Genomic DNA, 14,637 nt, shown 5'->3' on the forward strand with positions numbered 1-14,637 from the left:
ACTACATCTGATCGAGCATGTATTCCGCGCTCGACACCTTGAAGTCGCCCGGCGCCTCGACGTTGAGCTGTTCCACGACGCCATCGCTGACGATCATCGAGAAGCGTTGGCCGCGTGTGCCCATGCCAAAGCCCGATCCATCCATGGTGAGGCCCACTGCCTCGACGAACTCGGCGTTGCCATCGGCGAGCATGGTGATGTCGTCCGAGCCAGCGCTCGCGTTCCACGCGCCCATCACGAAAGCATCGTTCACCGCTGTGCCGACAATTTCGTCGACGCCCTTGGCTTTGAGCTCGCCGGCTTTCTCGACAAAGCCGGGCAGGTGCTTGGCCGAGCAGGTCGGCGTGAAAGCTCCGGGCACGGAGAAGAGCGCGACCTTCTTGCCTGCAAAGAACTCGCCGGACTGCACCGGCTGCGGGCCTTCAGCGGTGGCTTTGATCATTGTCACATCGGGCAGCTTGTCGCCTACTGAAATGGGCATGGGGGTCTCCTTAAGGTTAGATAGAAACGGATCGGTGGAGCTATACGCGTGTGTCCTTAAGCGGCAAGAATTACAGATATAAAGATAACTTTATATTTGCCTCTCACTGGCCGCGCCGCTAGGGCGCGCAGCAGAGTTTACGGAGATACGCCATGGCCACCGCCGCGCCGACCAACGCACAATCGCATGAATACATCATCAAGGACATCACTCTCGCGCAGTTCGGTCGCGATGAGATCGCGATAGCCGAAACCGAAATGCCCGGCCTGATGGCGCTGCGCGAGGAATACGGCGACAGCCAGCCCTTGAAAGGCGCGCGCATCACCGGTTCGCTCCACATGACGATCCAGACTGCCGTTTTGATCGAGACTTTGGTCGCGCTGGGCGCCGAGGTGCGCTGGGCAACCTGCAATATCTTCTCGACGCAAGACCACGCCGCCGCCGCCATCGCCGACCGCGGCATTCCGGTCTTTGCGATCAAGGGCGAGACACTGGCAGATTACTGGGATTATGTTGGTCGCATTTTCGATTGGTCGACCACGGACAATCCCGATCTGACCGCCAACATGATTCTCGACGATGGCGGCGATGCCACCATGTTCGCGCTGTGGGGCGCGCGGATCGAGGCGGGCGAAGAAATGCCAGCCCCGGCCAACGCGGAGGAAATCGAGTTCCAGCGCGCGCTCAAGGCCTTTGTCGCGGCCAAGCCTGGTTACCTCACCAAGAGCGTGAAGACCATCAAGGGCGTTTCGGAAGAAACCACGACCGGCGTCATGCGCCTCTATCAGATCGCCAAGCAGGGCAAACTTCCGTTCCCGGCGATCAATGTTAATGACAGCGTCACCAAGTCGAAGTTCGACAACCTCTACGGCTGCAAGGAAAGCCTAGTCGACGCGATCCGCCGCGCAACCGATGTGATGCTTGCGGGCAAGGTCGCCTGCGTTGCGGGCTACGGCGATGTCGGCAAGGGCTCGGCTGCCAGCCTTCGCGACGGCGGAGCGCGGGTCATGGTCACCGAGATCGACCCGATTTGTGCGCTTCAGGCCGCGATGGACGGCTACGAGGTCGTCTCGATGGAAGACGCGGTCAAGCGCGCCGATATCTTCGTGACCGCCACCGGCAACGAAGACGTGATTACCGGCGAGCACATGAAGAATATGAAGAACATGGCGATTGTTTCGAACATCGGCCATTTCGACAGCGAGATCCAGATTTCCGCGCTCGACAATTATGAGTGGAAAGAGATCAAGGAGGGCACCGATATGGTCACCTTCCCTGATGGCAAGTCGATCCTGGTGCTGGCCAAGGGCCGCTTGGTCAACTTGGGATGCGCGACCGGCCACCCGAGCTTCGTCATGAGCGCAAGTTTCACCAACCAGACGCTGGCGCAGATCGAGCTGTTCACCAAGTCGGACGAGTACGACAACGACGTCTACGTTCTGCCAAAACATCTCGACGAGAAAGTTGCCGCGCTTCACCTGGAAAAGTTGGGCGTGGAATTGACCAAGCTCAGCCAGAAGCAGGCCGATTACATCGGCGTGCCGGCGGAGGGTCCGTTCAAGCCGGACCACTACCGCTACTGACCGGGTCGCATGACGCGAAAGGTCACCGCGCAGGTCGGTGTATCCCAGTCTTAACGTGCCGGCCCCAGCTTTTCGGGGCCGTCGTGCTGTCGCTTTGCCGGGGCTTTTCGCGTTGACCCGTGTTGCATCGCTGCGTGCGTGGGAATAGCGCGGTGGCCATGGAAATCACCCCGCTAGCTGCGGCCGTCATTGGCCTCGTGCTCGCCGCCTGGACCGTGGCAGCGGCGGTGTTTGCGCTGCGCGCCAGCGGGCAGGTGCGGCGTGTCAAGGGACTTCAATCCTCGCTCAAGCGGATGCAGGCGCTGATTGAGACCGCGCCATCGATTCCCATGCTGGTGCGCGTGGATGGCCGTATCGAAGCCCCCGAGCGTCTCGCGCGCTGGCTCGGGCTTGCGGAAATGCCTGAGTATCTTTCCGAATTGGCGAGTGGAGGAGACGGCCTCACCGCCGATCAGGTCGAAGAATTGAACGATCACGTCCGGCACACGCAAAGAAGCGCCGCTCCGTTTCAGATGTCACTGATGCTGCCGGGCTCTCGGCGCAGCCTCGCGCTGCATGGTGCGCTGGCCGATCCGAACGTGTCTCCCGCCGGGGCCGCGCTGGTTTGGGTGTTCGATTTTACCGAGAGCGAAGACGAGCTGAGCCGTCTGCGCCAATCGACCGCGCAGGCGGAAGCAGGCTTTCGCGCACTCCTTGGCCTGATCGAAGAAGCGCCCATGCCAATGTGGTTTCGCGGGCCGGATATGGCGATCCAGCTGGTGAACCGGGCCTATGTCGAAGCTGTCGCGGCGGGCAGCGCGGACGCAGTGGTGCAGGGTCGGATCGAACTGCTCGAAGATCACAAGGGCCGCAGCCCCGGCGATGTTGCGCGCGGTGCCTTTGAGCGGCAGGAAAGAACCGAGCGCATTGTGGCCTCCACCATTCACGGCGAGCGGCGCACGCTGAAAGTGAGCGACCTTCCGCTTGGGAGCGAGGGCGTTGCGGGGTATGCGATTGATATCGAAGAGCAGCAGCAGGTCCGCCGCGATTTTCGGGCCTACCGCGCCGCGCAGCGCGCCATGCTCGACCAGCTCTCGATCGGCGTGGCGCAGTTCAACGACGAGGAGCGGCTGATCTACGCCAACCTCCCGTTTCGCCGCCTGTTTGAGCTAGGCGCGGATGTGGGCGACGGCAGCGATGAGGGCGCGATGGCGTTTGAACGTTTCCTCGCCGAAGCGCGGGAGAAGAACCGCACGCCCGAAGTGCGCGATTTTCCAGAATGGCGACGCGAGCGCACCGGATGGTTCGAGCTTGAACGGGCGCATGAGGAAAACTGGCCGCTTCCCGGCGGCACCCACTTGCGGATTGTCGCCCAGCCCATGCCCGATGGCGGGCTGGTGCTGATCGGTGAGGATCGCACAGAGAGCCTCGCTCTCTCTGCGACGCGCGACACCCTCTTGCGCACCCGCACTGCCACGCTCGACAGCCTGTTCGAAGCGCTCGCGATCTTCGCCCCCGACGGCTCCGTTCAACTGTGGAACCGCCGGTTTGCGCCCACCTGGGGGCTGAACGCGGAGTTTCTCGACAGTCACCCAAGCGCCACCGAACTGCTCGATGCTATCGGCGACAACCTGGTCGATCCCAGCGAGACGGGGCAGATCGGGGCCGTTGTGCGCGCCGCGACGCTCGACCGCCACGAAGAATCGGGGCAGGTCGAGCTCTCTGACGGGCGCAGCTTGCGCTTTGCGGGCGTGCCTTTGCCCGACGGCAACGGATTGCTGACAGTGCTTGATATCACCGATTCGGAGAAGGCCGAAAGGGCGCTTCGCGAGCGCGCCGCCGCTCTTGAAGAAGCCGACAGCGTCAAGACGCGTTTCCTCGCCAACATGTCCTATGAATTCCGCAACCCTCTCACCACAATTCGTGGCTTCGCCGAGATGCTCGCAAGCGGGGCAGGGGGCGATCTGAGCCACGAAGCGGGCGACTACGTGGACGCGATCCTGACCTCGGTCGATCAATTGACAGAGCAGGTGGAAAACGTGCTCGACCTGTCGCAGAGCGAAGCGGGTCTGATGCCGATCTCCAAGGAGAAGATCGAGCTTCTGCCGTTTTTGACGAAGCTGGTGCGCGAGCGCGAAGCCGCGATAATCGAGGCCGGGCTGGGGCTCGATCTCAAAGGCAAGAAGTCGCGCATCGCGATGGCCGATCCGCGGCAATTGGCGCGCGCAGTGGGAAATCTGCTCGACAATGCGATTAGCGGCACGCCCGAGCAGGGCCATATCCTGATCGAGGTGCCCAAGCCGGGCGAGGACGAGGACTGGAGCGCCTCGATCGTCATTTCGGACAACGGCCGCGGGATCAGCAAGGCGACGCTGGCCGAAGCGCTGGGCGCGGGGCGCGAAAGCGCTGAAGGCGAGCGCGCGACCCGCAGCGGTCTCGGCATCCCGCTGGCGCGCCAGCTGATCGAGGCGCAGGGCGGTCGCCTTGAACTCACCAGCAAAAAGGGCGCGGGGACAACCGCGATCATTCGCCTGCCATGACCGCTGGCGAACGTGTCGTCTTGCCCGATCTTGCCGCGATGGAACGCTATGGCGCGCGTATCGCGAATGCACTGCGCGAAGGTGATGTGGTGGCACTCTCGGGCGGATTGGGTGCGGGTAAAACAACGCTGGCGCGCGCCATCATCGCCGCATTGGGATATGCAGGCGAAGTCCCGTCTCCGACCTTTACGATCATCGAGACCTATGACGCGCCGCCCTTGCGCATTCCGGTTGTGCACGCCGACTTCTATCGGCTCGAAGACCCTGCCGAGGCGAGCGAGATTGGCCTTGAGGACTATCGCGAGGGGGCGGCGTTGATTGCCGAATGGCCCGATAATGCCGGCGGCTTCGCACACCAGGCGGGATGTCTCGAAATCACACTTGAAGTCGCGGATGAAGGGCGGATTGCGATTGCGAGGGGCGGGGCGGATTGGCTAGGGCGGATGCCATGACCGACAGCGCGCGTGAGCTTCCCGAAGGACTGCACGATTTTCTGGGCCGAGCCGGGTGGGGCGAGGCCGCTGTCGACGTGATTCCGGGCGACGCCTCGTTTCGTCGGTATTTCCGCATTGCGAGGCCCTCGGGCGACAAGGCCATGCTGATGCACGCCCCGCCACCGCGTGAAAATCCCGCGCCCTTCCTCAATGTCGCCCAGTGGCTCCACGCCCACCAAATGCGCGCGCCGAAAATCTACGCCAGCGAGCCGGAGGCGGGCTGGGTCCTGCTTGAAGACTTCGGTAACGACCGGATGCGCGATTGGCTCGACGCGCATCCGGAAGCCGAAGAGGACGCCTACCGGGCCGCGATCGACGCGCTGGTCGAGCTTCATCGGCGCCCCGCTGGACCGTTCAGCGCCTATGATATGGACGCCTATCTGCACGAGGTGCATCTGCTGCCGCAATGGTACGCTGATGCGCAGGGCCTCGATGTCGATACGGTCGGATACGAAGCGGCGTGGCGCGAGGTGCTCGCCCCGCTGATCGACCGGCAGGGCGCAGGCGTCACGGTGCTGCGCGACTACCACGCTGAGAACATCATGCTGCTGGGCGGATCGCCTGCGGCCCCGCAGGGTATCATCGACTTTCAGGACGCGCTGGTAGGCCACCGCGCCTATGACCTCGTCTCGCTCTTGCAGGATGCGCGGCGCGATGTGGATCAGAATTTTGCGACCCGGATGCTCGAATATTACCGCCACCAAGCCGGAGAGGACGGCGAGGACTTCCTGGCCGACTACGCCGCGCTCGGCGCGCAGCGCAACGCCAAGATTGTGGGCATCTTCACCCGCCTGTTCAAACGCGATGAGAAGCCGCGCTATCTTGGGATGATCCCGCGAGTGTGGGGCTTGCTTGAACAAGATCTTGAACATCCCGCGCTCGGACCTGTGGCCGACTGGTTCGATGCGAACATTCCCGAAGAGCTGCGCGCAAGGGGGGGAGGGACGATCGCATGAGCGCGCTCGCCAGCGACACCGCCATGGTGATGGCCGCTGGCCTTGGCAAGCGAATGCGCCCGTTGACCGTGTCGCAGCCCAAGCCTCTGGTGCGTGTGGCGGGCAAGGCGTTGGTCGATCATGCGCTGGATCGCCTTGCCGAGGCGGGTGTCTCGCGGGCGGTGGTGAACGTCCATTACCTCGCCGACGCGCTCGAGGCGCATGTTCTCGAGCGCGACCTCCCCAAAGTCACCATTTCTGATGAGCGCGAGCAGCTGCTCGAAACCGGCGGCGGACTCATCAAGGCTGCGCCGCAACTTGCCGATCCCTTCTTCTGCCTCAACGCGGATAACATCTGGCTCGATGGTCCGCGCAATTGCTTTGCCGAGCTTTCCGCGCGCTGGGATCCAACGGCGATGGATGCGCTCTTGCTGGTCGTGCCGCACACGCGAGCGAACAATTTCAGCGGGGAAGGCGACTTTTATGTGGACCCGGTCGGGCGCCTGTCGCGGCGTAAGTCAGGCCGGATCGCGCCCTTTATCTACACCGGTATCCAGTTGATTTCGCACCGCCTTTTGCGCGAGGCCCCGGCGGGAGCGTTTTCGACCAATATCCTGTGGAACCGCGCAATCGAGGAAGGCAGGCTGTTCGGTCTCACCTTTACCGGGCAATGGTTTGAGGTCGGCACACCGCAAGCCATCGCGCCGACCGAAGAGGCTCTTCAGCGTGGCTGAGCGGTGAGCGCGGCAGACCCGCAGGTTTACTCCATCGCCGCGCATCGCGGGTTTGCCGACGCGCTCGTCGCGGGGATTGTTCCGCGCTACTGGGAACCCGATCTTGGCTTGGCTCGCCTCACTTTGCTGGTGCCCAGCGCACGGGCCGCGCGCACGATCTCGGAGGCTTTCACCCGGTACACCGGCGAGGTCGGCAAAGCCGGCCTGTTAATGCCGCGGCTCGTCACCGTGGGCGACCTCGACCTTGACGAGGCGCTGGGCGCGTTGCTTGATCCGCTGGGCGCAAGCGATATCCCGCCGGCGGTTGAGCCCACTCGGCGATGGCTTGACATCGCACGGCTGATCGAAGTGGAGCGCGCCGCTGACGGCCTGGAAACGCTGCCTGGCGCCGCGCGCATGCGTCTGGCGCGCGAGATGGCGCGCACGATGGACCGCTTGCTGGTTGAAGGGAAAACGCCCGATGATCTTGTGAGCCCGGCAGTGGTCGATACGCTCGGCGATCTGTCCCGGCACTGGCAGCGCTCGATTGCGCTGTTTGCCCGCGTGCAGGCGCGGTGGCTCTCGCGATTGGAGGAGCGCGGCGAGGTGGACGCGGCAACCCGTCGCAACCTCCTGTTCGACCGCGCGCGCCGGCGCTGGCGCGAGAACCCGCCGCAAACGCCGATCATCGCAGCCGGCGTTACCAGCGCTTCGCCCGCGCTAGCGCGGATGCTGCGCACCATCGCCGACCTGCCAGAAGGCGCCGTGATCCTGCCCGATCTTGACCTTGCTATGGACGATGCGGCCTGGGAGGAGCTGGGCCGAGGGGGCGCCGCGCCCGAACCGGGCGGCGAGGTGTTCGGCAAGAGCGACGCGCTCACCCACCCGCAGTACCACCTCAAACTGCTGCTCGAACGCATGGGTGTGGCGCGCGAGGAAGTGCGTCCATGGCATCGCAAGGGGCTCGCAGCAGCCGAACCCGCGCGCAGCCGAGCCATAAGCTCGCTGTTCCTGCCGGCGCAGGCGAGCAAGTCCTGGGTGACGCTGGAAACGGACAGGCGCCGCCTGCCGCGCCTTCGCACGCTCACCGCTGCGAACAGCGAGGAAGAAGCGCAAGCGATCGCCCTGATGGTGCGCGAGGCGCTTGAGGAGCCGGGCAAACGCGTTGCCGTCGTCAGCGCCGATCGCGGTCTTGCGCGAAGGGTAACGCAGCATTTGCGGCGCTGGAATGTTGAGGCCGACGATTCGGCCGGTCAGCCCTTGTCGCTCACCGCCGCAGGACGGCTTTTCGCGCTGCTGGCCGAGGTCGCGGGCGAAGGCATGGAGCTTGTGAGCCTTATTGCCGCGCTCGGCCATCCTCTGGTCGCGAGTGCGGACACTCGGACGCGCGGCGACTGGCTGATGAACCTGCGCACTTTTGAGCGGTATCTGCGCGGCCCTGCCCCCGCGCCCGGTCTTGCCCCTATGCGCCGCGCGGCGGCGGAAACGAAGAACGCTGGCGTCATCGCCTGGTGGGAGGCGGTCGAGGCGGTCCTGACGCCGCTGGCCGATCTGGCCGATGAGACCCCGTTGGCCCAGGCGCTGGACCGGATCTGCGCGGCTGCCGAGGCGCTGGCTGGCGAGGCGGTGTGGGCGCGCGAAGACGGGCGGGCGCTGGCGCGCATGGTAGAAGACACGCGCCTTCACGCGGGCGAGTGCGCAACGCTCCTGGCAAAGTCCGATATCGCCACCGTCTTGCGCGACACCATGGCCGAGATTGCGGTGCGCCCGCCCTATGGCGGTCATCCTCGCGTGGCTGTCTACGGGTTGCTCGAATCGCGCATGGCGCGCGCCGATCTCGTCATTTGTGGCGGCCTTAACGAGGGGACGTGGCCTCAAACCCCGTCGCCCGACGCGCTGCTCGCGCCCGCTATATTGCGCGCGCTGGGTGTGCCGGGCGCGGAGTTTCGCATCGGCCTGGCAGCGCACGATCTGGCCGGGGCGATGGGCGCGCCGGACGTCGTTCTCACCCGGTCGCAGCGCGATGCGGACGGGCCTACGCGTCCCTCGCGCTTTGTGCTGCGGGTTGAGGCGCTTCTGGGCGAGAAGGAGGCAAGAGAGCACCGCGAAACGCGCATCGGCGAGATTCTTCCTCGTCTCGATCGCGCGCCGCCCCCGGCGCCAAGCGCCTATCCCCGCCCGGCGCCCAACCCGTCCGCGGCGCTGCGTAACGTTGCGATCAGCGCCACCGCGCTCGACCAGTTGCTGGGCGATCCCTATCAATTCTACGCGAAGTCGATCCTGAATCTGCGCAAGCTCAATCCGCTTGCCGCCGACCCCTTCGTCGACCCCGCGTTGCGCGGCACGCTGGTGCATAAGATCCTTGATCAATGGCACCGGGCGCGCGTTACACGACCTGACCTTGCGCTCGTTCCATTTGCGCAAGACGCGTTGGCCAAGACCAACCCGCATCCGCTGTTCTGGGGCTTGTGGCGCCCGCGTATCCTGGCGGCGCTCGCCCGCTTCGAAGAAAGGATCAACCTCGCCGAGGAAGAGGGACGGCGGGTCGCCCTGACCGAGACATGGGGCGCGATGGATTACCTGGGTGTGCGTGTCTTCGGGCAGGCCGACCGGGTGGATCGCCTTCCCGACGCAACGCTGGGCATTGTCGACTACAAGACCGGGGCACCTCCATCGAAAAAGGAAACTGCGGCGGGCTATCGCCTGCAGCTGGGTGTGCTGGGGCTGATCGCGCGCCATGGCGGATTCAAGCCCGATCGCAGCGCGCCCGAGGCGAGCGCATTCAGGGGCGAGGCCACCGCATTCGAATACTGGTCGCTGCGCAAGAAGGACGATCACTTTGGCGAAATCAGCGTGCCCATGAAGCTCTCCTCGCGCGAGCGCGGGCTTGAGCCGGAAGAATTCCTGCCGCTGCACGAGGCCAAGCTCACTGAGGCCATCACTGATTACATCACCGGCGCTAAGCCTTTTACAGCGAAGGAGAATCCCGACTACCCCGGCTACACCGATTACGATCAACTCATGCGGCTGGAAGAATGGATTTTCGAACCAGACGCCAAGAAGGGTTTGGAGGGGGCGTGAGCGAAAAGGTCTTCCCTCTCAAGGACAATCAGTTGAGAGCGGTCGAGCCAGCAGACAATGTCTGGCTGTCCGCCTCGGCGGGCACTGGCAAGACGCAGGTTCTCTCCGCGCGCGTGCTGCGGCTGCTGCTGCGCCGCGATGTCGAGCCCGAGCAGATACTGTGCCTTACCTTCACAAAAGCGGGCGCTGCGGAAGTGGCGAACCGTATCAACGCCGTGCTGGCGCGCTGGGTCCGACTGGATGACACGAAACTCTTCACGGAGCTACAGAGCCTTGGCGCGGACACCGACCACGGCACCCGCGATCGGGCGCGGACCCTGTTCGCAAGTGTGCTCGATTGCCCCGGCGGCGGCCTTCGGATCGATACGATCCATGCGTTCTCGCAATGGCTGCTCGCCAACTTTCCGGATGAAGCCGATCTTTCTCCGGGCTCTCAGGCGATGGACGATCGTCAGCGCGAACTGCTCGCGCGCGATTGCCTGGCCGACCTCTTGAGCGAGGCGGAGGCGAGCAACGACACCCGCATCCTGAGCGCGGTGGAGCTGTTCGTCTTGCGCAAGGACCCAGGCAGCCTGCACGACTGGCTGATCCGCTGCGCCGCGCGCGAAGAGCTGTGGGAGGGCAAGGCCGGATGGCAATCGCCGGTCGACGCGCGCGTGCGCCGCATGCTCGACATGCCTGCCGATGCGGATGAGGCCTGGGCGTTTAATGGTCTCAGTGCCGAGGTCTTTCCGGATGCTACGCTGCGCGCGATGATCGCGCCGCTTGAGGATTGGGGCACCAAAACTGCTGACAAATGTCTGGCGTTCATGCGCGAGTGGCTTTCCCTAGATCTTGAGGCGCGCACGTCACGCTACGCAGAGTTTCGTAAGACGTTGCTTAAGGCGGATGGCTCGCCCGCGCTAAGTCTCAAGAAGCCGCGCGAAGACCATCTGGGGTTCGCCGAAGGGCAGGAATTGATCGCTACGGCAGTGGCGATGGTGGAAGAACGCCTAGCGCTTCTCAAGCTTGCCGAACTGCTCACCGCTGCGCTCGAACTGGGGCGCGCCTTTGCGCTTCGATGGCGGGAGGCCAAGCGCCGCGAAGGCCTGCTCGATTTCGACGACCTCATCCGCCGCGCCGCCGAGCTACTCGCGCAGCCCGAGACAGGCGCCTGGATCCGCTACAAGCTTGACCGCCGCTTCGACCACATCCTCATCGACGAGGCGCAGGACACCAACGCGGCGCAATGGGACATTGTCGAAGCGCTGATCGACGATTTCTTCAGCGGCGAGGGCGCGAGTGGCGACAAGCTGCGTACGATCTTCACCGTGGGCGATTACAAGCAGGCGATCTTTGGCTTTCAGGGAACGAGCCCGGAGAATTACGAGCGCGCCAAGGTCCGCATCCGTGAGCGCATCCTCGACGCGCGGGAGAACGCGGTGGCGCTGCGTGAGGCGCGCAACGTCCCGAACTGGTTGCCACTTGACCTTGAACGCTCCTTTCGAACCGCGCAGCCCGTGCTGGACTTCGTGAACGCGGCTATCAGCCGGCTTGGCCACGAAGCGTTCGGATTGCCCTCGCCGCCGCCGGACCATGGCGGGGAGGCGCGCGCGGGTCTTGTCGCAATGTGGAACCCGGTGCGCGCGGATGAGGACCATCCCGAGGACGAGGAGCGCGAATGGCTTTCCCACCATGAAACGGTCCTGGCCGAGCGGATCGCGAAGCAGGTGGCAAGCTGGGTCAGAGGGCCGGATCGCTTTGTGCTGGAGAAAGGCAAACGGCGTTACGCTGAAGCCGGCGATGTGATGGTGCTGGTGCGAAAGCGTGGGGGGCTCGCCGCGCAGATCGTTGCCAAGCTGCACGAAGCGCGCGTGGCGGTAGCCGGGGTCGATCGGCTGCGGCTGGGCGCGCCGCTCGCGGTCAAGGACGTGATGAGCGCGCTGCGCTTTGCCGCGCAGCCGCTCGACGATCTGGAATGCGCGAACCTGTTGGTCTCGCCGCTCATCGGGTGGACGCAGGACGATCTGCTGGAGCACGCGCCAAGGCCGGACAAGACGCCCTTGTGGCACCATCTGAGGCGCAAGGACGCGCCCGCAAAGGTTCAGGAGACGGCGCAGCGTCTGCGCGATCTTTTGCGTCTTGCGGATTTCGAGACCCCGCAAGCGCTTCTTGCGTGGGTTCTGACCGGGCCTTGGCGCGGGCGCGCGCGCCTTGTCGCGCGGCTGGGCCGCGAGGCGAACGATCCGCTCGACGAGCTCATCAACGCCGCCTTCGCCTTCGAAAGCGCCAACACGCCCAGCCTTGCAGGCTTTATCGAGTGGTTCGACGCGGGCTCGGCCGAAGTGAAGCGCGACCCGGACGATGCAGGCGGTCAGGTGCGGGTTCTTACCGTGCACGGCTCCAAGGGTTTGCAAGCGCCGATCGTGATCTTGGCGGATGCGACGGGACGACCGGGCGAGGGCAACGCGCTGGAGCTCACCGATGCGCCCTTGGGTGAAGAGCGCGGATCGAACCCCGCAGTGCCCTTGCCCGCGCTTTCGAAAGACGAACGCGTCGGGCCGATCGGTGAAGCTGAAGAAGCGGCGAGCGCGGCGGACAAGGAGGAGCATTGGCGGTTGCTCTACGTCGCGATGACCCGCGCGGAAGAAGCGCTGTTCCTGACCGGCGCCTTGGGCAAGCAGGACCTCAAGAACGGGCCGCACGAAGACAGCTGGTACGCGCAGCTTGAGCCGCTTTTCGAAAAGGAGGCGCTGGCCGATCCGCTGTGGGGCGCTCGGCGCGAATGGGGCCGACGCGCGGACCCGCTTGCCCAGACAACCGATCGGGCCGCGTCCGGCGAACAGGAGGCTGCCGCGCTTCCAGCGTGGGCGACGACCCCGATTGGCCCGGAGCCCAAGCCGCCGCGCCCGCTCGCGCCGAGTTCAGCAGGCGACGATCCGGGCGCCGATCCGCCTCTGGCACACGCTGACGATGCAGCGGCGATGCGCGCCGCTATGCGAAGGGGTGTGCTGATCCACCGCCTGCTCGAAGGTCTGCCCGATCTTCCGCCCAATACGCGGCGAGAGACGGCGAGCGCCTGGCTGGAGCGTCAGGGCGGCGATCTGCCATCGGAGACACGTGAGGACATGCTCGCCCGCGCGCTCAGCGTGCTGGAGGCCCCGGACTTTGCCGAGATCTTCATGCCGGGCTCGCTGGCCGAGGTGCCCCTCACCGCAACGGTGGGCGGTGTTGTTGTCACCGGTACAATCGACCGCCTGCTGGTGACGCCTGACGCGGTTATGGTGGTCGACTTCAAGACCACCAGCCGCCCTCCGGACACCGCCGAAACCGTTCCTACCGCGACCATGCGTCAGATGGCGGCTTATGTCGCTGCGCTTGAGGCGATCTATCCGGGCCGTCCTGTGCGTGCCGCCGTGCTGTACACGCAAACCCCGCAACTCATCGAATTGCCGCAAGGGCTGCTGGCGGTGCACAAGGATCAATTGGGCGAAGCGCAGGAAAGCTATCGAGATGTCGGCCCCGAGGCGTATTGAGTGCGCGCGCTTTTGGCCTAGATAGATGGCAACGAAACTTCAGGAGACACACCATGGCCACCGTCAACGTGAACGATGACAGCTTCAAGTCCGACGTTTTGGAAAGCGACAAGCCTGTCCTGGTCGATTTCTGGGCCGATTGGTGCGGGCCGTGTAAGATGATCGCGCCGGCGCTTGAGGAAATCAGCGAAGAGCTGGGTGAGCGGGTCACGATCGCGAAGATGGACATCATGGAAAGCACCGTGACGCCGGGCGAAATGGGCGTGCAGTCGATCCCGCTCATGGTGCTGTTCAAGAACGGCGAGCCGGTCGCACGCAAGGTTGGCGCAGCGCCCAAGAGCCAGCTTAAGGAATGGCTCGAAAGCGAGCTGTAATCCAGAGCGAGTCCCCGCGCAGGCGGGGACCGTTCTCTTGACGCACAAGATCCTCGCCTGCGCGGGGACTCACTAGGCGGCGCCAAGCCGCTCCACAAAATCGTCCCAGATCGCAGGGTTCGACGCGCCGAACAGGCCTTGGCGATCATACTCGTCGACCCGATACTCGCTTCCGTCGGCGCGCGCGCATTTGCCGCCCGCTTCGTTGAGCCATAGCGCGCCCGCAGCATGGTCCCAAGGTAGCGTGCGCTCGAAGCTCGAGAGGTCATTTTCGCCAAGCGCTAGGCGCGGATATTGCTCGGCGGCGCAGCGCGGGATCTCGGTGAGAGTGTAGTGCGGGGCGAATTGCGCATGGCGCTTTTGCGCTTCCTCTTCGCTGATGAACATCGTGCTGAAGGCAAGGACCGGCTGATTTTTGTGGCTTGAGCGCGCCTTCACCTGCTCGCCATCGATGAACGCCCCTTCACCCCTGCGCGTGTAGCAAAGGCGGTCCTTGGTCGGATCGTAGATCCATCCCGCAACGGTGCTGCCTGCATCGGCTAGCGCGATGATGATCCCGAACGGCTCCTTGCCTTCTGCAAAATTGGCGGTGCCATCGAGCGGATCGATGATCCAGCACTGGCCCGACAGCTTATCGAGCACGGCCTTGTCGGCAGCGACTGCTTCCTCTCCGACAACCGCGACCCCTGGTGAAAGCTTGACGAGCGCTTCGGTCAGGAACGCTTCAACTTCGCGGTCAACGATGGTGACCGGATCGTCCTTGCCCTTCATCTCGATCTCGTCATCAGCCAGCCCACGGAAGCGGGGCAGCATCGAGCGCTGCGCCGCAAAGCGCATCAGGTCGCGGATTTCAGCGTCGAGAGCTGTAAGATGCATGTTTTGCTTTCAAGGAAAATTGACGTTATTGGACCCACATGAATGCACCATTCGGACATAATAAAA

General features: G+C 64.4%; 10 protein-coding genes. 8 read left to right on the forward strand and 2 right to left on the reverse strand.

Features of this window, described 5'->3' with window-relative positions; translation table 11 throughout:
* Position 1 precedes the first annotated feature (1 nt).
* Positions 2–481, reverse strand: coding sequence for a peroxiredoxin (locus QNI87_RS02475; RefSeq protein WP_300593489.1), 480 nt, complete (start codon positions 479–481; stop codon positions 2–4).
* Positions 482–633: 152 nt separating this feature from the next.
* Here QNI87_RS02475 and ahcY point away from each other — a divergent pair, with 152 nt between their 5' ends.
* The 8 genes from ahcY (at position 634) to trxA (ending at position 13,695) form a co-directional block, all read left to right on the forward strand.
* Positions 634–2,064, forward strand: a complete 1,431-nt coding sequence (gene ahcY / locus QNI87_RS02480) for an adenosylhomocysteinase (RefSeq protein ID WP_300593492.1) — start codon at positions 634–636, stop codon at positions 2,062–2,064.
* 158 nt (positions 2,065–2,222) lie between these two features.
* Complete coding sequence (locus QNI87_RS02485; protein WP_300593495.1) at positions 2,223–4,583, forward strand: PAS domain-containing sensor histidine kinase; 2,361 nt, start codon at positions 2,223–2,225, stop codon at positions 4,581–4,583.
* Positions 4,580–5,035, forward strand: coding sequence for a tRNA (adenosine(37)-N6)-threonylcarbamoyltransferase complex ATPase subunit type 1 TsaE (gene tsaE / locus QNI87_RS02490; RefSeq protein WP_300593498.1), 456 nt, complete (start codon positions 4,580–4,582; stop codon positions 5,033–5,035). Before QNI87_RS02485 ends, tsaE begins: the two co-directional genes overlap by 4 nt.
* Positions 5,032–6,033 carry a phosphotransferase gene (locus QNI87_RS02495; protein WP_300593501.1) on the forward strand — a complete coding sequence of 334 codons (1,002 nt, stop codon included), beginning with the start codon at positions 5,032–5,034 and terminating at the stop codon, positions 6,031–6,033. The genes tsaE and QNI87_RS02495 overlap by 4 nt, the downstream gene beginning before the upstream one ends.
* The gene (locus QNI87_RS02500) at positions 6,030–6,746 is read left to right on the forward strand and encodes a nucleotidyltransferase family protein (RefSeq protein ID WP_300593504.1); all 717 of its coding nucleotides are present in this window, start codon (positions 6,030–6,032) and stop codon (positions 6,744–6,746) included. The genes QNI87_RS02495 and QNI87_RS02500 overlap by 4 nt, the downstream gene beginning before the upstream one ends.
* Positions 6,747–6,749: 3 nt before the next feature.
* A complete protein-coding gene (gene addB / locus QNI87_RS02505; RefSeq protein WP_300593507.1) occupies positions 6,750–9,806 on the forward strand; it encodes a double-strand break repair protein AddB in 3,057 nt (1,018 codons plus the stop codon).
* The gene (gene addA / locus QNI87_RS02510) at positions 9,803–13,321 is read left to right on the forward strand and encodes a double-strand break repair helicase AddA (RefSeq protein ID WP_300593510.1); all 3,519 of its coding nucleotides are present in this window, start codon (positions 9,803–9,805) and stop codon (positions 13,319–13,321) included. The genes addB and addA overlap by 4 nt, the downstream gene beginning before the upstream one ends.
* A gap of 53 nt (positions 13,322–13,374) precedes the next feature.
* Entirely contained in the window at positions 13,375–13,695 is a 321-nt protein-coding gene (trxA, locus tag QNI87_RS02515) for a thioredoxin (protein WP_300593513.1), read from the forward strand.
* A gap of 72 nt (positions 13,696–13,767) precedes the next feature.
* Here trxA and QNI87_RS02520 read toward each other — a convergent pair whose 3' ends face one another.
* Entirely contained in the window at positions 13,768–14,571 is an 804-nt protein-coding gene (locus tag QNI87_RS02520) for an inositol monophosphatase family protein (RefSeq protein ID WP_300593516.1), read from the reverse strand.
* Positions 14,572–14,637 lie beyond the last annotated feature (66 nt).

It is taken from the genome of Erythrobacter sp. (genome assembly GCF_030066995.1).
GTDB lineage: Bacteria > Pseudomonadota > Alphaproteobacteria > Sphingomonadales > Sphingomonadaceae > Erythrobacter.

What these genes read in the sequence shown, in the direction of transcription:
- QNI87_RS02475 (WP_300593489.1), bottom strand. Translation starts at nt 481, where the DNA reads ATGCCCATTTCAGTAGGCGACAAGCTGCCCGATGTGACAATGATCAAA.
- ahcY (WP_300593492.1), top strand. Translation starts at nt 634, where the DNA reads ATGGCCACCGCCGCGCCGACCAACGCACAATCGCATGAATACATCATC.
- QNI87_RS02485 (WP_300593495.1), top strand. Translation starts at nt 2,223, where the DNA reads ATGGAAATCACCCCGCTAGCTGCGGCCGTCATTGGCCTCGTGCTCGCC.
- tsaE (WP_300593498.1), top strand. Translation starts at nt 4,580, where the DNA reads ATGACCGCTGGCGAACGTGTCGTCTTGCCCGATCTTGCCGCGATGGAA.
- QNI87_RS02495 (WP_300593501.1), top strand. Translation starts at nt 5,032, where the DNA reads ATGACCGACAGCGCGCGTGAGCTTCCCGAAGGACTGCACGATTTTCTG.
- QNI87_RS02500 (WP_300593504.1), top strand. Translation starts at nt 6,030, where the DNA reads ATGAGCGCGCTCGCCAGCGACACCGCCATGGTGATGGCCGCTGGCCTT.
- trxA (WP_300593513.1), top strand. Translation starts at nt 13,375, where the DNA reads ATGGCCACCGTCAACGTGAACGATGACAGCTTCAAGTCCGACGTTTTG.
- QNI87_RS02520 (WP_300593516.1), bottom strand. Translation starts at nt 14,571, where the DNA reads ATGCATCTTACAGCTCTCGACGCTGAAATCCGCGACCTGATGCGCTTT.